Raw genomic sequence first — 17850 nt, 5'->3', positions numbered from 1 at the left:
TATCGGCAGTTTTTGCCGATCATTAATTTTTTGAGCGTGTTTTCCGATGATTGATCAACCTGCGTCGTGCCGCATTCATGTCGAGGCCCTCGGCGAAGCCTTCGAGCCACAAGCCGAGCAGTGGGCCGCGCGCCTGGACTTGCCGTTGCAGGTGGCGGACGCCGAGTTCGCCTTGCAGGTGGGCGAGCAGGGTTTGCAGTTGCAACAGCTGGGTGCGGATGCGCCAGGGCCGGTGCGGGTGGATTTCGTCGAGGGCGGAGCGGCCCATCGCCGGCTGTACGGCGGTGGCAGCGGACAGATGATCGCCAAGGCGGTCGGCGTCGCACAGGGTGTGCGCCCGCGCGTACTGGATGCCACGGCCGGGTTGGGCAAGGATGCCTTCGTGCTGGCCAGCCTCGGCTGCGAGATGAGCCTGATCGAGCGCCAGCCGTTGATTGGTGCCTTGCTCGAAGATGGCCTGGCCCGTGGCGCGGACGATTTCGAGGTGGCGCCGATCGTGGCGCGCATGCAGTTGCTCAAGGGCAACTCAATCGAGGTGATGAGCAATTGGGCAGGGGAGCCACCCCAGGTGATCTACCTCGACCCAATGTTCCCGCATCGTGAGAAAACCGCATTGGTGAAGAAGGAAATGCGCCTGTTCCGGCCGCTGGTGGGCGATGACCCGGATGCGCCGGCCTTGCTTGCAGCGGCCCTGGCCCTGGCCAGCCACCGGGTGGTGGTCAAGCGCCCGCGCAAGGCTCCGTGTATTGAAGGGCCCAAGCCAAGTCATGCGCTCGATGGCAAGTCGAGCCGGTATGACATTTATCCGAAGAAGGCGTTGAAGCCCTAGCACCGCGTCGCCTGCTTCGCGAGCAAGCCCGCTCCCACACTGGCTCTATGGATCACCACAAATCCCCTGTGGGAGCGGGCTTGCTCGCGAAGGGGCCGGATCAGCCAAACAGAGTCTATCAGGCTCAATCCGGCCGATAGGCCCGCATAAACAGCCCCACCACTTCCCGCACATGGCTCTCGGCCGCGTCACCCTCCGGTGGCTCGCCGCATCCATACAGCAAACGGAAATTCCCCGCGCCCTTGAGCAGGCAGAAGAAATGCTCGGCTGCATTGTGCGGATTGTCGATGCGCAACGCGCCACTCTGATCGATGCGGGTCAGCAAGCGCTCCATGCCCAGCACCATGCGCTGGGGGCCGGCCTCGAAGAAGATCTGTGCGAGTTTGGGGTCCTGACTGCCCAGGGTCATCATCAGACGGTGCAGGTTCACCGATTCATCGCTATTGATCAGCTGATGAAAGCCGCGCGCGATGTTCAACAGCACGGTTTCAACCGCGACGCCTGGCGGCAATTCGAAGAACAGTGGCGGCAGTTGCTCCTCGCACTTGGCCACCACCGCGGCGGAGAACAGCGTCTCCTTGTCGTTGAAATGGCTGTAGACCGTAAGCTTCGACACACCCGCTTCGGCGGCGACGGCATCCATGCTGGTGCTGGCATAGCCCTTACTCACGAACAGCGTTTTGGCCGCATCGAGGATCGCCTGGCGCTTGGCCAGATCCTTGGGGCGGCCTGGGCCATTGGGTGCTGAAAGTTTGTTGGGCATATTCGCTTTTATTACTGGACTGGTGAGTTTGCTATTAATACCATACTGCTCAGTATAATTATTCCAAGCACTATTAGCGAAAGGTCCTTCACCATGTTCCGCTATGCCTTGCCCCTCGCGTTGCCAGTCTGCCTGGCTTTTTTTCTGTCTGCGTGCGGTCACGAAGAGGCGCCCCAGGTCAGCGTGCGGCCGGCCATGGTGGTTAGGCCAGAGCCTTCGGCGCAGGCAATGGAAAGCTATCCCGGTGAAGTTCGTGCGCGTTATGAGCCTGACCTGGCGTTTCGCATCGGCGGTAAAGTCAGCCGACGACTGGTGGACGAAGGGCAACGGGTCAAGGCCGATCAACCCCTGGCCGAGCTCGATCCCCAGGATGTGCGCCTGCAACTGGAAGCCACCCGCGCCCAGGTCGCCGCCGCCGAGGCCAACCTGAGCATGGTGCGCGCCGAGCGTGATCGTTATAAAACCCTGATGGAACGTCAGCTGGTCAGCCGCTCGCAGTACGACAATCACGAAAACCTTTACCGCTCCGGTGAAGCGCGCCTCAAACAGATCAAAGCCGAATTCAACGTCTCGACCAACCAGGCCAGTTACGCGGTGCTGCGTGCTCCCCAGGATGGTGTGGTGGCCAAGCGCGCGGTGGAAGTCGGGCAAGTGGTGGCGCCAGGGCAGACGGTATTTACCCTCGCCACCGACGGCGAGCGTGAGGTGTTGATCAGCCTGCCGGAGCAGAGCTTCGGCCGCTTCAAGGTCGGCCAGCCGGTCGCGGTGGAACTGTGGACCCAACCCGATCAGCGTTTCGCCGGACGTATCCGCGAGCTGTCGCCAGCGGCCGATCCCAAGTCCCGCACCTTCGCCGCACGCATCGCCTTCACCGCCGGCAATGTACCCGTCGAACTGGGCCAGAGCGCCCGGGTATTCGTGCAGAGCAGCGACGTGATGGTGCTGTCGGTGCCGCTTTCGGCACTGACCTCGGAAAACGGCGTGTCCTACGTCTGGGTCGTCAGCGCCGACAATACCTTGAAGAAGACCCCGGTGCGTATCGGTGCCTTCGGTGAAAAAACCGTACCGGTGCTCGAAGGGCTCAAAGCCAGCGACTGGGTAGTGGCCGCCGGTGTCCATGTGCTTCTCGAAGGGCAGCAGGTGCGCCCGGTAGATCGCTCCAACCGCGTGGTCAATCTGGCGGACAAGGAGTAATCCCGATGGGTTTCAATCTCTCCGCCTGGGCGCTGCGTAATCGTCAGATTGTCCTGTTCCTGATGCTGTTGCTGGCCATTGTTGGCGCGCTTTCCTACACCAAGCTCGGCCAGAGCGAAGACCCGCCGTTCACCTTCAAGGCCATGGTGGTTCGCACCAACTGGCCGGGGGCGACGGCGCAGGAAGTCTCGCGCCAGGTCACCGAACGCATCGAAAAGAAGCTGATGGAAACCGGCGATTACGAGCGCATCATGTCGTTCTCGCGCCCCGGCGAATCCCAGGTGACCTTCATCGCCCGCGACGCCATGCATTCGGTGGATATCCCCGAGCTCTGGTATCAGGTGCGCAAGAAGGTCAACGACATTCGTCACACCTTGCCGCCTGGCATCCAGGGGCCATTTTTCAACGATGAATTCGGCACCACCTTCGGCAACATCTACGCCCTTACGGGCGATGGTTTTGACTACGCGGTCCTCAAGGATTACGCCGACCGCATCCAGATCCAGCTGCAACGGGTCAAGGACGTGGGCAAGGTCGACCTGCTCGGGTTGCAGGACGAGAAAGTCTGGATCGAGCTCTCCAACGTCAAGCTCGCCACCCTCGGCTTGCCGTTGGCGGCGGTGCAACAAGCTTTGGAAGAGCAGAACGCGGTATCCACGGCGGGCTTTTTCGAAACCAGCAGCGAGCGATTGCAGCTACGGGTCACGGGGAACTTCCAGACGGTCGACGAGATCCGGAATTTCCCGATTCGCGTAGGCGATCGCACTTTCCGCATTTCCGATGTGGCCAATGTGCGGCGCGGTTTCAACGATCCTCCGGCGCCGCGCATGCGCTTTATGGGGGAAGACGCTATCGGCCTGGCCGTCGCCATGAAGGGCGGCGGCGATATTCTGGTGCTCGGCAAGGCCCTGGAAGTCGAGTTTGCCCGCATCCAGAAAAACCTGCCGGCCGGCATGCAGCTGCGCAAGGTCTCCGACCAGCCAGCGGCGGTGAAAACCGGGGTCGGCGAGTTCGTCCAGGTGCTGGTCGAAGCCCTGGCCATCGTGCTGCTGGTGAGTTTCTTTTCCCTCGGCATGCGCACCGGCATGGTCGTGGCGCTGACGATCCCGCTGGTATTGGCGATGACTTTCGCCTGCATGTATTACTTAGGGATAGGCCTGCACAAGATCTCCCTCGGCGCCTTGGTGCTGGCGCTGGGTTTGCTGGTGGACGACGCGATCATCGCCGTGGAAATGATGGCGATCAAAATGGAGCAGGGCTTCGACCGCATCAAGGCTGCCAGCTACGCCTGGACCAGCACCGCGTTCCCGATGCTCACCGGGACGCTGATCACCGCAGCCGGCTTCCTGCCGATTGCCACCGCGCAATCGAGCACCGGCGAATACACCCGGTCGATCTTTGAGGTGGTCACCATCGCGCTGCTGGCGTCATGGGTGGCTGCGGTACTCTTCGTGCCTTACCTTGGGGAAAAGCTCCTGCCGGACCTGGCGAAAATTCATGCGGCCAAGCATGGTGCAGGCCAACCCGACCCCTACGGCACACCTTTCTATCAGCGCGTGCGGCGACTGGTGGAGTGGTGTGTGCGCTGGCGCAAAACCGTTATCGTGCTGACCGTGCTGTTGTTCATTGGCTCGATCGTGCTGTTCCGCTTTGTGCCGCAGCAGTTCTTCCCGGCATCGGGCCGCCTGGAATTGATGGTCGACCTGAAACTGGCCGAAGGCGCTTCGCTGAGCAACACCGCCGATGAGGTCAAGCGCCTCGAAGCGTTGCTCAAGGATCATGCCGGGATCGACAACTATGTGGCTTATGTCGGCACCGGTTCGCCACGTTTCTACCTGCCCCTCGATCAGCAACTGCCGGCGGCGAGTTTTGCCCAGTTCGTCGTCCTGGCGAAAAACATCGAGGAGCGCGAAACCCTGCGCAACTGGTTGATCGCCACCCTCAACGAGCAGTTTCCAGCCCTGCGCGCGCGGGTTACGCGTCTGGAGAACGGTCCGCCGGTCGGCTATCCGGTGCAGTTCCGGGTGACCGGTGAGCACATTGAGGAAGTCCGTGCACTGGCGCGCAAAGTCGCGGCCAAGGTTCGCGAGAATCCCCATGTGGTCAACGTCCACCTTGATTGGGAAGAACCGAGCAAGGTGGTGTACCTGAACGTCGATCAGGACCGCGCGAGGGCACTGGGCGTCAGTACGGCGAACCTGTCGAAGTTTTTGCAAAGCTCCCTGACCGGCTCCAGCGTCAGCCAGTATCGCGAAGACAACGAGTTGATCGAGATCCTGTTGCGCGGCACCTTGCATGAACGCACTGAGCTGTCGCTGCTGCCAAGCCTGGCGGTACCGACCGACAACGGTCGCAGCGTGGCATTGTCGCAGGTCGCGACCCTGGAATACGGCTTCGAAGAAGGCGTGATCTGGCACCGCAATCGCCTGCCTAACGTGACGGTTCGCGCCGACATCTACGACAAGGAACAACCGGCGACCCTGGTGAAGCAGATCATGCCGACCCTCGACCCGATCCGCGCCGAACTGCCGGATGGGTATTTGCTGGATGTTGGCGGCACCGTGGAGGATTCGGCACGCGGACAGAACTCGGTGAAGGCCGGTGTGCCGCTGTTCATCGTGGTGGTGTTGACGTTGCTGATGCTGCAGCTGCGCAGTTTCTCACGCACGGCGATGGTGTTTCTGACGGCGCCGTTGGGGTTGATCGGGGTGACGCTGTTTCTGCTGGTGTTCCGCCAGCCGTTCGGATTTGTCGCGATGCTGGGGACTATCGCTTTGTCCGGGATGATCATGCGTAACTCGGTGATTCTGGTGGATCAGATCGAGCAGGATATCGCTGCCGGGTATAAGCCTTGGGAGGCGATTATCGAGGCGACGGTGCGGCGGTTCCGGCCGATTGTGTTGACGGCGCTGGCGGCGGTGCTGGCGATGATTCCGCTGTCGCGCAGTTTGTTTTTCGGGCCGATGGCGGTGGCGATCATGGGGGGGTTGATTGTTGCTACGGCTTTGACGCTGTTGTTCTTGCCTGCGCTTTATGCGGCCTGGTTTCGTGTTCGCAAAGAATCTGTTTGACCTTGGCGGCCTTTGGGCCGACCAGGTTCTTGGGGGGATTGAGTACATATCCGTTGCTGCGGTAATGGCGGCTTATGGTTTCGCCCTTACGGCGAGGCACTTTTTTCAAACGCCAAAAAAGTACCCAAAAAGGCTTGCCCCAGCGTCCGGCCCCTCGCTTAGGCTCGGCGTTCCTTCGTTCCGGTATTCATCCGGGGGCATCGCCTCCGGTCGGCTTCGCTTCGACCTCCTCTCGATGTGTTCGACTTCGTCGAACGGCGCTACGCGCCTACCCCCCGGATAAACACCTCCACTCAGCCTCCCGAAGGGGCGGGTGGATCAAGATCAAAAGCTGCAGGCGAGCTAACGCTCGGCCTGTTGAGTGGTGAAGAGCGATGGCGGCCTACGAGCCGACCAATCTCTCTCAGATGCACCGGGGACTAATTGTGGGAGCTGGCCTGCCAGCGATGGCGGTCTACGAGCCGACCAGTCTCTCTCAGATGCACCGGGATCCAAATTGTAGAGCTGGCTTGCCGGCGATGGCGGCCTACGAGCCGACCAATCTCTCTCAGATGCACCGGGATCCATATTGTAGGAGTTGACTTGCCAGCGATGGCGGTCTACGAGCCGACCAATCTCTCTCAGATGCACCAGGGTCTAATTGTGGGAGCTGGCCTGCCGGCGATGGCGGCCTACTAGCCGACCAATCTGTCTCAGATGCACCGGGACCCAAATTGTAGGAGCTGGCTTGCCAGCGATGGCGGTCTACGAGCCGACCAATCTCTCTCAGATACACCGGGGACTAATTGTGGCAGCTGGCCTGCCAGCGATGGCGGTCTACGAGCCGACCAATCTCTCCTAGATGCACCGGGGACTAATTGTGGGAGCTGGGCTGCCAGCGATGGCGGCCTGCAAGCCAACCAGTCGCTTTCAGATGCACTCGATCCCTGTAGGAGGCGCCGGAGGCTGCGATCTTTTGATCTTGATTTAAGAGCGAGATCAGAAGACTGCAGCCTTCGGCAGATCTATACGGAATGCGCCGTACGCGGAAGGGATATGGCAGGTGATCGTTACAGAGTGCCGAATACTTTTTTGGCCAAACCTGTCGCAGCCGCAGCCGGGTTCTGGCGAATGGTTTCTTCCTGTTTGCCGATCATTTCGAACAAGCCATTGAGCGCCTGCTCAGTCACATAGTTTTCGACGTTGGCGCTCTTCGCATCGATCACACCCATGGTCGCGGCCTGGCCGGCGAAGGCGTTGTATTGCTGGGCCAGGCCCACTTGATCGGTGGCTTGCTTGACGATGGGCAGGAACTTGACGCGAATCTGTTCGCGGCTGGTTTTGTTCAGGTACTGAGTGGCCGAATCGTTGCCGCCGCTGAGGATGCCCTTGGCGTCTTCCACGGTCATTTTCTTCACGGCATCCACAAGAATCGGCTGGGCCTGGGTCACAGCGGTTTCAGCTGCTTTGTTCATGCTCGATTCCAGCTGGTCGACCTGAGCACCCATGCCGAACTGTTTCATCTTGTTCGCGACTTTGCCGAGCTTGCCTGGCAGTTCGATTTTGACGTCCGGGTTGTTGCTGAAACCGCCTGGGGTGCCGAGTTGTTTCACGGCTAATTGTGCACCCTGGGTCAAGGCATCCTTGAGACCACCGGTGGCGTCTTTTTGCGACAGGTCGGAGAGGGAAAGGGCCAGGGCGTTGGCGCAGATCATCACGCCGGCGCACAGACCGGCAAAGCGAAGGGTAGGGCGGAACATTAGGCTTCCTTGTTTGAAAGAGGGCATCAGCGGACGGCTTCGTCGGGAATTATCAACGGGTTGCTGATTGTTGCGATTCGCCTTGGCAGAGCATGTTCTTTCATGAAGCGAATCCGTGTCGTTGGCGCCGGAAGTTCACTGGCGCCTATGACAATTTAACGGATTTGTTGCGCAATGTTCCAGGTAACACTTAGTCGTTGGCGCTCGAGCACAGTCGGCGCCAACGGCAACTCAAGAAAAACTGCCGGTTATGCGTCTGGCGAAACACTGACGATTTTCACCACCACATCTTTAACCCACAACGTCTCCTCGCTCAAATCCAGTGCGGGATGGTTCGTGGAGGTGAACACCCTCTCATCTTCATAGAAGATGCTTGCACTGATGGCGTAGGTACGCCCGTACTGCAGTTTTGCCATGTCGAAAGTCAGTGCGTATTCCATGAAATCCTGGTTCAGATCGGTATAGACCTCTGTAGCCAGTGTTTTCAGGTCACTTGGCTGAGTGACATCCACCAGGCTGACCTGGAGGGTCGAACCCGATAGAAGGCCAACCTTTTCGAGATAAATTACGCTACCGGTAATTTCTTTTTCGCCGCTCATTTTGATTTCCTTTTCAATTGACCGTCGGTATTGACGAGCGCTAACCATAAAGTCGATACCGCGACTTTTATGTAGGGCGATTCCTGCAAACCGAGTCGAACGGGGCGTCTTATAGGGCAGAAAAATCCTTGTTTCTGCCAAATACTCGATGGGTCAGAGCGGCGTCAGTAACTCCGCTGCATCTTCACTGCGATGCAACGCCACCTGACGGATCGACAAACGAATCTCCGCCGGCAACACTCGCTTGGCCGCGCCTTCGGCCAGTTCGCCGAGCAGTTCGTGGTAGCCCAGCTTGCCGGCTTCGTCGCGCTTGAGCACCTCGAGATCGAGCAGGGTCTGGATGAAGTGGCGGAACAGGCTCTTGTCGAAGAATTCCGGGGCGTTCAGGCCATGCAGGATCGACAGGCGCTGGGCCATGACCGTGCACAGGTCTTCCAGTTCTTCGGCGCTGATGCTGTGCTGGCCACTGTTGAGCAGCAAAGAGACGGTCATGTAGAAACGCTGCAGAGTCTGGGCGATGCTTTTCGACAGCAGGGTCAGCAGCACGAAATGCCGCGAGCTCGGTGCCGGGCGCAGGTAGACATCGTTTTCGAATCGCAGCAAGCCTTGCTCGACGAAGGCTTGCAGCCATTGATCGATCACCGCGTCCAGTTCGTCCAGCGACCAGCGAATGAACAGCTCCGCCTGCAAGTACGGATAAAGCGCGCGGGTGTAGCGCAGGATCTGTTCGCGGTTCATGCGCGACGCACTCTGGAAGAAGCTCGCCAGCAACGCCGGCAACGCGAAGATATGCAGGACGTTGTTACGGTAGTAGGTCATCAGGACAGCGTTCTGCTCGTCCAGATACAGAATCTTGCCCAGGGCATCGCTCTGCTCGGACAACAGGTCCATGTCCTTCACGTGCTCGATCAACGCACGACCATCACCTGCGGGCAGGGTGGTGTGCGGTGAATAAGGGACTTTGCGCAACAGCGCCAGATACAGGTCGAGTACCCGCGCCATGGCCCGATCGTCGAGGGCCAGGCGCGAGGTGGAGAGCAGCGCCAACGCCACCAGGTTGACCGGGTTGATCGCCGCCGCTTCATTCAAGTGCTGCGCGACCTTTTCGCCGAGGCGGTTGGTGGTTTCGTTGAGCCAGGCCGGTCTGAATTGCGGACCGAGCTCCTGTTTGCGCCAGTCCGGCTGTTCGCTGTCGAGAAATTCCGCGAGTTTGATCGGCTCACCGAAGTTCACCGCTACCTGGCCGAAACGCTGCTTGAGCGCGCCGATGACTTTGAAGATGTCGAAAATCGACTCTTTCTTCTTGGTGGCGCCACGCAGTTCGCCAAGATAGGTCCGGCCTTCCAGCACGCGTTCGTAGCCGATGTACACCGGTACGAAGACGATCGGCATACGCGAGGAGCGCAGGAAACTGCGCAGGGTGATCGCCAGCATCCCGGTCTTCGGTTGCAGCATGCGCCCTGTGCGCGAACGGCCGCCTTCGACGAAGTACTCCACCGGGAAGCCTTTGGTAAACAGGGTGTGCAGGTATTCGTTGAATACCGAGGTGTACAGCGGGTTGCCCTTGAAGGTACGGCGCATGAAGAACGCACCGCCACGACGCAGCAGGCCGCCGATGCCCGGCATGTTGAGGTTGATCCCGGCGGCGATGTGCGGTGGGGTCAGGCCATTGCGGAACAGCAGATAGGACAGCAGCAGGTAGTCGATGTGGCTGCGATGGCAGGGTACGTAGATCACTTCGTAACCCGGTGCGACCTTTTGCACGCCTTCGATGTTGTTGACCTTGATGCCGTCGTAGATCTTGTTCCAGAACCAGCTCAGCACCACTTCCATGAAGCGGATTGCGGTGTAGGTGTAGTCCGAGGCGATCTCGTTGCCATAGCGCAGCGCTTGGGCCTTGGCCTTTTCCGGGGAGATGTTCTCGCGCTCTGCTTCGTCGAGGATCGCCTGCTTGACCAGTGGCTGATTGAGCAAGCCCTTGACCAGGTTGCGCCGGTGGGAAATATCCGGGCCGATGACGGCGGCCTTGAGGTTGCGAAAGTGCACCCGCAGTATCCGCTGGGCCATGCGCACGGTTCGCTCGTGCCCCTTGTTGTGATCGATCAACTCACGCAAGTGGATCGGCGCGGAGAACTGCACGCGGGTCTTGCGCCCCAGCACGATGATGCTGAGCAAGCGGCGCAGGCGGCCAGTGACGGCCCAGCTGTCGGCGAACAAGAGTTTCCAGGGGCTGGACTCGCTGTCCGGCGATTGGCCCCAGAACACGCTGACGGGAATGATCTGCGCGTCTTCGCCAGCGTTCTGGCTCAAGGCGCTGACCAGCCGGGTCAGGGTCGGCGGCGCACCGCGCTTGTCCTGGCGGCCGAGCCAGTCGGGATCCGGGGTCAGGTAGAAGAACGCCGCGGGTTCCACCAGGCCGCCCACCGAGACTGGCAGCACCGGGCGCGGCAGGCCGGCCTTGGTGCATTCGCTGTCGACCACGGCGAGGTCGCTCAGCGAAGGGTTTTGCAGGACGTAGAGCACCGGGCGACTGCGGTCGAGGTTAAGGGTGAACGACGACTGATTGATCGTCTCCGAGCGAACCCAGAGGTACAAAAGTCGGCGCAGTGTGCCAAACACAAGACGGCGGAACGGGGAACGGGTCATACGGCTTCTGCGTGAGTGAATAAAACCGAGCAAATGCTCGGGTGGGCGATAGTGTGCCGTATTCGCCGAAAATCGGCAAAAAAGCGGCTAAGTAAAGTTGAGTTGAGAGTTTTGACGGCTGTCATATACTCCGACGCTCAAAATAAAAACAAGGGGGTACTGATTCATGGCAACGCGCGAAACAGGCAACGTGAAGTGGTTCAACGACGCCAAAGGCTACGGCTTCATTCAGCGCGAGGACGGGGTGGACGTGTTCGTGCATTACCGCGCAATTCGCGGCGAAGGGCACCGCTCGCTGGCTGAAGGGCAGCAGGTTGAATATGCCGTGGTGACGGGCGAGAAGGGTTTGCAGGCCGAAGACGTCGTCGGGCTGTAAACCCACTCATCAGCTCACCCAAAACCATTGTGGGAGCGGGCTTGCTCGCGAATGCGGTGCGTCAGTCAGCATTGATCTCTACTGACGCACCGCATTCGCGAGCAAGCCCGCTCCCACATCCAGCTCGGTGTCGCTCTGCTTTAAGCAGTTTTCCAGGTGATCTCTTCTTCACCATCAGCGCTGATGCGTATCCAGCGATCCGCTGTTTCTTCACCTTCTTCTTCGACCCAGCTACCCGGTGCGCAGCGCACTTCGACGTTCAGCGCGACAAACGCGGCGCGGGCGCAGGCGATGTCGTCTTCCCACGGGGTCTGGTCGCTTTCAAGGTACAGGCTGTTCCATTTGCCCACGGCCTTGGGTAGCCAGGTCACCGGCACGTTGCCAGCCTTGCACTTGTAGGTCTGGCCTCTCTGTACCCAGTCGCTGCACGGGCCCAATGCCGCACCGAGCCAAGCCGAGATGGCTTTGTGGTCGACGTCGGCGTCTTTCAGGTAAATCTCGATATCGGGTTGGCGCATGGATGTCCTCACTGCGTGTCTGAAAAATCCATTCGCGGATTTAGCCGGGCTCAAGCTGATGCTCAAGGCCAATATTAGGGTTGAAGAACGAAATAATCGTAGCGCATCGACACGGTGACCTCGAACGGCTCAGCCTGCTCGATGACCGCTGCCCGGCGTTCGGCGCTGGCGCGCCAGCCGTGGGGCGTCATGGCCAGCAGGTTGGCGCGATCCTGACCATGGGCAAGCGTCAGCTTGAACTCCAGGATCTCGCTGTGTTGCAGCTGCATGCCGTCCGGCACCAGGTCCAGATGCTTGTCGTCGATGTACTCGCGTACTTCGTCGTACAGCCGCTCGCGCAATTCCATCAGGTGGCCGCTGGTCGGGCCGACCTTCATCAGGCCGCCGCCGGGGCTGAGCAGGCGTTTGGCCTCCTGCCAGTCCAGCGGGCTGAAAACACTGGCCAGGAACTGGCAGCTGGCCGATGCCAGCGGCACCCGCGCCATGCTGGCGATCAACCAGGTAATTGCCGGGTTGCGTTTGCAGGCACGCTTCACCGCTTCCCGGGAAATGTCCAGGGCGTATCCGTCGGCGTTCGGCAAGGCCTCGGCGATCTGCGCGGTGTAGTAACCCTCGCCACAACCGATGTCGAGCCAGCGCTGTGGCGCGTAACCCGCAGCCAGCTCCGCCAGGCGCCTGGCCACCGGTGCGTAATGGCCGGCGTTGAGGAAGTCACGGCGAGCCTCGACCATTGCCTGGTTATCCCCAGGGTCACGGCTGTTCTTGTGCTGCACCGGCAGCAGGTTCAGGTAGCCCTGGCGCGCGCGGTCGAACCGATGCCCGGCGGGACACGCCACGCCGTTATCCACCGCGCTCAGCGGTTCACTGCAGATCGGACACGCGAGCATCAGGCGAGCAACTTGATCAGGGTCTGGTAGTAGATTTCGGTCAACACATCGAGATCAGCCGCCAGTACCCGCTCATTGACCTGGTGAATCGTCGCGTTGACCGGGCCCAGCTCGACCACTTGCGTGCCCATGGTCGCGATGAAGCGCCCGTCGGAGGTGCCGCCACTGGTGGAGGCCTTGGTGTCACGACCGGTGATGTCCTTGATGCTCGACGACACCGCGTCGAGCAGAGCGCCTGGCTCGGTGAGGAACGGCAGGCCGGACAGTGCCCAGTCGATGTGCCAGTCCAGGCCGTGCTTGTCGAGGATGTCGGCGACGCGCTTTTGCAGGCCTTCGACGGTGGACTCGGTGGAGAAACGGAAGTTGAACACCGCGATCAGGTCGCCGGGGATCACGTTGGTCGCGCCGGTGCCGGAATTGACGTTGGAGATCTGGAAGCTGGTCGGCGGGAAGAAATCGTTGCCGTGGTCCCAATGCTCGGCGGCGAGTTCCGCCAACGCCGGAGCTGCGAGGTGGATCGGGTTCTTCGCCAGATGCGGATAGGCCACGTGACCCTGAATGCCGCGTACAGTCAGCTTGGCGCCGAGGGAGCCGCGACGACCGTTCTTGACCACGTCACCGACCAGGGTGGTGCTCGACGGTTCGCCGACGATGCACCAGTCCAGGCGCTCATTGCGTGCGGCCAGGCGCTCAACCACTGCCTTGGTGCCGTGGTGCGCCGGGCCTTCTTCGTCGCTGGTGATCAGGAAGGCGACCTTGCCCTTGTGATTCGGGTAGTCGGTGACAAAACGCTCGGAGGCGACGGTCATGGCGGCGAGGCTGCCTTTCATGTCAGCCGCGCCACGGCCACAGAGCATGCCGTGTTCGTCGATCAGTGCGTTGAACGGTTCGATCTGCCAGGCCGCCACCGGGCCGGTCGGGACCACGTCGGTGTGGCCGGCGAAGCACAGCACCGGACCGTCGTCCTGGCCGTGGGTGGCCCAGAAGTTATCCACATCTTCGATGCGCATCGGTTCCAGGGTGAAGCCGGCATCGCCCAGGCGCTGCATCATCTGCTTCTGGCAATCGGCGTCGAGCGGCGTCACGGATGGACGGCGGATCAGGTCGATGGCGAGTTGGAGGGTCGGCGAAAGGTCGGCGTGGGCCGTCATGGAAAACTCCGGAAACTTGAGGTATGGGCTTGGGCTTTTAGTGTGGGAGCGGGCTTGCTCGCGAATGCGGTGTATCAGTCAACATACTCCTCGACTGTTACAACGCATTCGCGAGCAAGCCCGCTCCCACAGGTATTGGCTTCGATCGGCAAGCCGAGGCACGCCAAGCCCCGCAAAATGGCGGTTATCTTAAAGCAAAACGGCGACCATTGGCCGCCGTTTAGTGCATCCGCAGAGATTTAGACCGCCGGTGCGGTTTGCGCCTCGACAGAAGGTTTTGGCAGCGACGACAGGAACGCCATGATCAGCGCCGCCACGTACGGCAGCGACTGCACCAGCAACATGATGACCCAGAAGCGCATGTCGTTGCTCGGCAGGCCGTTGACCAGGAAGATCCCCAGTGCAGCGCCCCACAGCAGCAGCATGATGAACATCTCTTCCCGGGCCTCGGAAATCGCCACCCAGAAGCCATGGTTATCGGCATTCTTCGGTGTGCGGAAGAACGGAATGCTGCTGGTGAAGAAGCCGTACAACACCGCTTTGGCAATGGTATGGGACAAGGCCAGCCCGGCCAGCGCCGCGCAGAAGGCATCCTTGAGATTGACCCCGACCGCTCGACGGTAGAGGAAAATGATCTTGGCCACCTTGAACACGAACAGTGCCAATGGCGGGATGGCGAAAATCAGCAGCGGCGGATCCACCCGCTGCGGCACGATGATCATCGCTGCCGACCACAACAGGGCACCGACGGTGAAGAAGATGTTCATGCCATCGGCGACCCACGGCAACCAGCCCGCGAGGAAGTGGTAGCGCTGGCCGCGGGTCAGCTCGGTGTCCTTGCCGCGCAGCAGGCTGGCGGTGTGGCGCTTGATGATCTGAATCGCCCCGTAGGCCCAGCGGAAGCGCTGTTTCTTGAAGTCGATAAAGGTGTCGGGCATCAAGCCTTTGCCGTAGCTGGTGTGGTAATACGCCGCCGACAGGCCTTTCTCGAACACGCGCAGGCCCAGTTCGGCATCCTCGCAGATGCACCAGTCGGCCCAGCCCAGCTCTTCGAGCACCGAGCGCCGGGTCATGGTCATGGTGCCGTGCTGGATGATCGCGTCACGGTCGTTGCGGGTGACCATGCCGATATGGAAGAAGCCCTTGTATTCGGCATAGCAGAGCTTCTTGAAGGTGCTTTCGTTCTGGTCGCGATAGTCCTGCGGCGACTGCACCACGGCAATTTTCGGATCGGCGAAGTGCGGCACCATGTGCTTGAGCCAGTTGCGGTCGACGCAGTAATCCGAGTCGATCACGGCAATCACTTCGGCGTCCTTGGCGGTGTGCGGAAGCAGGTAGTTCAGCGCGCCGCCCTTGAAGCCGGCCAGTGGGGCGACGTGGAAGAACTTGAAGCGCGGGCCGAGGGTGGCGCAGTAGTCGCGCACCGGCTCCCAGACCGCCGGGTCCTTGGTGTTGTTATCGATGATCAGGACTTCGAAGTCCGGATAGTCGAGGTTGGCCAGGGCGTTGAGGGTCTGTTTGACCATCTCAGGCGGCTCGTTGTAGCAGGGCACGTGAATCGACACTTTCGGACGGTAGCTGGAGTCGCCTTCCACCGGCAGGAACTCGCGCCGGCGCTTGTGCACCCACACCGCTTCAGCCAGTTCATGGGCTTCGGTCAGCAACACGATGAACACCCCGAGCGCACCAAGGGCGAGCAGGAACCCCACGGTCAGGCTGAACCAGGTGCTGTATTGCAGGCTGTAGTCATAACCGATCCAGACCAGCACTGAACCGCAGAGGAACGCGATAAAGGTCAGGAAAGTGCGGCCGCGTTGGCGCAGGGCCGAGCCGTCGATCATCAGCAAGGTCAGGGACAACAGGGCCAGCACGACGGAGCCGATGGCCAGCACGCGCCATTGCGGAATCGCCACTACCGGGCCTTCGAAGTTGAACTTCTGCTGGCGTGCGGCGTTGAACACGCCCCAGTAGGCGCCAACGGAGCCTTCGTCACTGGCTTTCCACGGCTGGTCAAACGCTTCGATCACGAAGTAGTTGAAGCCCTGACGGTTGAGTTTGTTCACCAGGGTGCGCAGGTAGATGGCCTGGTCTGCCGGCGACGCGTCGGCGCCACCGCGCATGCGGCCGTTGCTCGGCCAGCCCACTTCGGACAGCAGCAGCGGCTTTTTCGGGAACATCTTTTTCAGGTCGCGAGCGCGGTCGAGAACGAACTGCCCGGCCTTGTCCATCGGGATGAACTCCCAATAAGGCAGGACGTGCGCGGCGATCAGGTCGACGTGCCTGGCCAGTTCCGGGTGTTCTTCCCAGACGTGCCACTGCTCGGAGGTGGTGACCGGTACCTTCACGGCAGCGCGGACGCGATCAAGGATCATGCCCAACTCGGCGGCGCTGATTTCCTTGCGGAAGATCGCTTCGTTGCCGACCACCACACGAACCACGCTGCGCGAGGAATTGGCGATTTCGATGGCACGGTTGATCTCGCGTTCATTGCGTTCCTGGTCCGGGCTGATCCAGATCCCCAGCGTCACCCGCAGGCCGAACTCTTCCGCTAGTTTCGGAATGTTTTCCAGCGTGCCGTCGACCGAGTAAGTGCGGATGTTGTCCGTCAACTTGCTCATGATCTCCAGGTCGCGGCGCATCTGATCGTCGGTCGGATACTGCTCCTTCTGAGGGAACTGGCCTTGCTGGAACGGCGAGTATGAAAAACCGGAGATCTGTTCAGGCCAGTTGGGTGCGGTGACCGGGCGATTGATCAACGCCCAGAAGCCGGTAAACAAGGCGGCGATGGCGAGCACCACGACCAGGTTGAGTCCAAATTTACGCGATGACATAGCTATTTCGGGTTCCAAGGAATGTGGAACAAAAGAACGGTCGGCGGCCGCACAAGGGCGCGCTTCCTACACCGGCAGCTCACTGAACTTACATCGCACAGGGAAATGCCGGACGTTGGGCACTCCAAGTCGACTTAAGTTCTTTCCTTAGAGCATGTAGTTCAATTCTTCGTTCGATGTAGTCTTATCAAAAGCAATGACGCGCCCGTTCATAGCCCAAAAGATGCTCTTGGCCGCGGACGGCCCTATAATGCGCGCCGGTTTTTGGGGTAATGGTCATGAGTACAGAAGATCCGCGGTTTGCTGGCATTGCCCGTTTGTATGGCATCGAAGGCCTGGAGCGTCTGCGCGCGGCCCATGTGGCGATAGTCGGCGTGGGCGGTGTGGGTTCCTGGGCGGCAGAAGCCATGGCCCGTTGCGGCGTGGGCGAGATTTCGCTGTTTGATCTCGACGATGTTTGCGTCAGTAACGCCAACCGCCAGTTGCACGCGCTGGACAGCACGGTCGGCAAACCCAAGGTCGAGGTGATGGCCGAGCGCCTGCGCGGCATCAACCCGGATTGCACGGTGCATGCGGTGGCGGATTTTGTCACCCGTGAGACCATGGCTGAGTACATCACGCCGAACATCGATTGCGTGATCGACTGCATTGACAGCGTCAACGCCAAGGCGGCGCTGATCGCCTGGTGCAAACGCCGCAAGATCCAGATCATCACCACCGGCGGCGCGGGTGGGCAGATCGACCCGACCTTGATTCAGGTCTGCGATTTGAACCGCACCTTCAATGATCCGCTGGCCTCCAAAGTGCGTTCCACTTTGCGCCGCGACTACGGCTTTTCACGCACCGTAACCCGCCATTACAGCGTGCCGTGTGTGTTTTCCACCGAGCAACTGCGCTATCCGAAACCTGATGGCAGCATTTGCCTGCAGAAGAGTTTTGTCGGCGACGGCGTCAAGCTCGACTGCGCCGGCGGCTTTGGTGCGGTGATGATGGTGACTGCGACCTTCGGCATGGTCGCGGCGACCAAGGCGGTGGATAAGATCGTTGCGGGGGGGCGGCGCCCGTCGGAGCGGATAAAGTCTCAAGTTTAGCTGGTTGGGCTGATGGCCTCATCGCGAGCAGGCTCGCCCACAGGGGAATGCATTCCAATGTGGGAGATTCTATGGTTGAGGGGAAGCCCTCAACTGACTTTTGGCTGATATTCGCTTTGTCCTTTCAGCAAGGCGAATACCACCCGAGCAAGCTT

General features: G+C 60.5%; 13 protein-coding genes. 5 read left to right on the top strand and 8 right to left on the bottom strand.

Annotation, left to right across the window (positions count from 1 at the left end):
* Positions 1 to 46 precede the first annotated feature (46 nt).
* Positions 47 to 829 carry a class I SAM-dependent methyltransferase gene (locus tag ASE98_RS13220; RefSeq protein WP_060541810.1) on the top strand — a complete coding sequence of 261 codons (783 nt, stop codon included), beginning with the start codon at positions 47 to 49 and terminating at the stop codon, positions 827 to 829.
* A 124-nt stretch (positions 830 to 953) separates the two neighbouring features.
* On the opposite strand, the gene ASE98_RS13215 is transcribed toward ASE98_RS13220, so the two are convergent.
* Positions 954 to 1592, bottom strand: a complete 639-nt coding sequence (locus ASE98_RS13215; RefSeq protein ID WP_060541809.1) for a TetR/AcrR family transcriptional regulator — start codon at positions 1590 to 1592, stop codon at positions 954 to 956.
* 93 nt (positions 1593 to 1685) lie between these two features.
* On the opposite strand from ASE98_RS13215, the gene ASE98_RS13210 reads away from it, so the two are divergent.
* Positions 1686 to 2786, top strand: coding sequence for an efflux RND transporter periplasmic adaptor subunit (locus ASE98_RS13210; RefSeq protein WP_060541808.1), 1101 nt, complete (start codon positions 1686 to 1688; stop codon positions 2784 to 2786).
* A gap of 5 nt (positions 2787 to 2791) precedes the next feature.
* The gene (locus ASE98_RS13205) at positions 2792 to 5857 is read left to right on the top strand and encodes an efflux RND transporter permease subunit (RefSeq protein ID WP_060541807.1); all 3066 of its coding nucleotides are present in this window, start codon (positions 2792 to 2794) and stop codon (positions 5855 to 5857) included.
* Between the two features lie 1049 nt (positions 5858 to 6906).
* On the opposite strand, the gene ASE98_RS13200 is transcribed toward ASE98_RS13205, so the two are convergent.
* The 3 genes from ASE98_RS13200 to plsB form a co-directional block, all read right to left on the bottom strand.
* Positions 6907 to 7596 (bottom strand): DUF4197 domain-containing protein, encoded by a 690-nt coding sequence (locus tag ASE98_RS13200; RefSeq protein WP_060541806.1) that lies wholly within the window; start codon positions 7594 to 7596, stop codon positions 6907 to 6909.
* A 248-nt stretch (positions 7597 to 7844) separates the two neighbouring features.
* Positions 7845 to 8195 (bottom strand): YbaY family lipoprotein, encoded by a 351-nt coding sequence (locus ASE98_RS13195; RefSeq protein WP_060541805.1) that lies wholly within the window; start codon positions 8193 to 8195, stop codon positions 7845 to 7847.
* A gap of 153 nt (positions 8196 to 8348) precedes the next feature.
* Entirely contained in the window at positions 8349 to 10841 is a 2493-nt protein-coding gene (gene plsB, locus ASE98_RS13190) for a glycerol-3-phosphate 1-O-acyltransferase PlsB (protein WP_060541804.1), read from the bottom strand.
* 166 nt (positions 10842 to 11007) lie between these two features.
* Between plsB and ASE98_RS13185 the strand changes: the two genes are divergently transcribed.
* Positions 11008 to 11217, top strand: coding sequence for a cold-shock protein (locus ASE98_RS13185; RefSeq protein ID WP_010462862.1), 210 nt, complete (start codon positions 11008 to 11010; stop codon positions 11215 to 11217).
* Between the two features lie 140 nt (positions 11218 to 11357).
* On the opposite strand, the gene ASE98_RS13180 is transcribed toward ASE98_RS13185, so the two are convergent.
* From ASE98_RS13180 to ASE98_RS13165, 4 genes are all read right to left on the bottom strand, one after another.
* Positions 11358 to 11735: a hypothetical protein gene (locus ASE98_RS13180; protein ID WP_060541803.1), complete on the bottom strand. Its 378-nt coding sequence runs from the start codon at positions 11733 to 11735 to the stop codon at positions 11358 to 11360.
* A gap of 74 nt (positions 11736 to 11809) precedes the next feature.
* Positions 11810 to 12622 (bottom strand): putative RNA methyltransferase, encoded by an 813-nt coding sequence (locus ASE98_RS13175; protein ID WP_060541802.1) that lies wholly within the window; start codon positions 12620 to 12622, stop codon positions 11810 to 11812.
* A complete protein-coding gene (gene dapE / locus ASE98_RS13170) occupies positions 12622 to 13773 on the bottom strand; it encodes a succinyl-diaminopimelate desuccinylase (RefSeq protein ID WP_060541801.1) in 1152 nt (383 codons plus the stop codon). Before dapE ends, ASE98_RS13175 begins: the two co-directional genes overlap by 1 nt.
* A 239-nt stretch (positions 13774 to 14012) precedes the next feature.
* Complete coding sequence (locus tag ASE98_RS13165; RefSeq protein WP_060541800.1) at positions 14013 to 16604, bottom strand: glycosyltransferase; 2592 nt, start codon at positions 16602 to 16604, stop codon at positions 14013 to 14015.
* A 272-nt stretch (positions 16605 to 16876) separates the two neighbouring features.
* On the opposite strand from ASE98_RS13165, the gene tcdA reads away from it, so the two are divergent.
* Positions 16877 to 17695, top strand: a complete 819-nt coding sequence (gene tcdA / locus ASE98_RS13160) for a tRNA cyclic N6-threonylcarbamoyladenosine(37) synthase TcdA (protein ID WP_060541799.1) — start codon at positions 16877 to 16879, stop codon at positions 17693 to 17695.
* The last annotated feature ends 155 nt before the right edge of the window (positions 17696 to 17850 follow it).

It is taken from the genome of Pseudomonas sp. Leaf48 (assembly GCF_001421885.1).
Lineage (GTDB): Bacteria > Pseudomonadota > Gammaproteobacteria > Pseudomonadales > Pseudomonadaceae > Aquipseudomonas.
This window is presented reverse-complemented; position numbering and strand designations above follow the sequence as displayed.

Coding starts and splice junctions, on each gene's coding strand:
- ASE98_RS13220 (WP_060541810.1), top strand. CDS start 47: ATGATTGATCAACCTGCGTCGTGCCGCATTCATGTCGAGGCCCTCGGC.
- ASE98_RS13215 (WP_060541809.1), bottom strand. CDS start 1,592: ATGCCCAACAAACTTTCAGCACCCAATGGCCCAGGCCGCCCCAAGGAT.
- ASE98_RS13210 (WP_060541808.1), top strand. CDS start 1,686: ATGTTCCGCTATGCCTTGCCCCTCGCGTTGCCAGTCTGCCTGGCTTTT.
- ASE98_RS13205 (WP_060541807.1), top strand. CDS start 2,792: ATGGGTTTCAATCTCTCCGCCTGGGCGCTGCGTAATCGTCAGATTGTC.
- ASE98_RS13200 (WP_060541806.1), bottom strand. CDS start 7,596: ATGTTCCGCCCTACCCTTCGCTTTGCCGGTCTGTGCGCCGGCGTGATG.
- ASE98_RS13195 (WP_060541805.1), bottom strand. CDS start 8,195: ATGAGCGGCGAAAAAGAAATTACCGGTAGCGTAATTTATCTCGAAAAG.
- plsB (WP_060541804.1), bottom strand. CDS start 10,841: ATGACCCGTTCCCCGTTCCGCCGTCTTGTGTTTGGCACACTGCGCCGA.
- ASE98_RS13185 (WP_010462862.1), top strand. CDS start 11,008: ATGGCAACGCGCGAAACAGGCAACGTGAAGTGGTTCAACGACGCCAAA.
- ASE98_RS13180 (WP_060541803.1), bottom strand. CDS start 11,735: ATGCGCCAACCCGATATCGAGATTTACCTGAAAGACGCCGACGTCGAC.
- ASE98_RS13175 (WP_060541802.1), bottom strand. CDS start 12,622: ATGCTCGCGTGTCCGATCTGCAGTGAACCGCTGAGCGCGGTGGATAAC.
- dapE (WP_060541801.1), bottom strand. CDS start 13,773: ATGACGGCCCACGCCGACCTTTCGCCGACCCTCCAACTCGCCATCGAC.
- ASE98_RS13165 (WP_060541800.1), bottom strand. CDS start 16,604: ATGTCATCGCGTAAATTTGGACTCAACCTGGTCGTGGTGCTCGCCATC.
- tcdA (WP_060541799.1), top strand. CDS start 16,877: ATGGTCATGAGTACAGAAGATCCGCGGTTTGCTGGCATTGCCCGTTTG.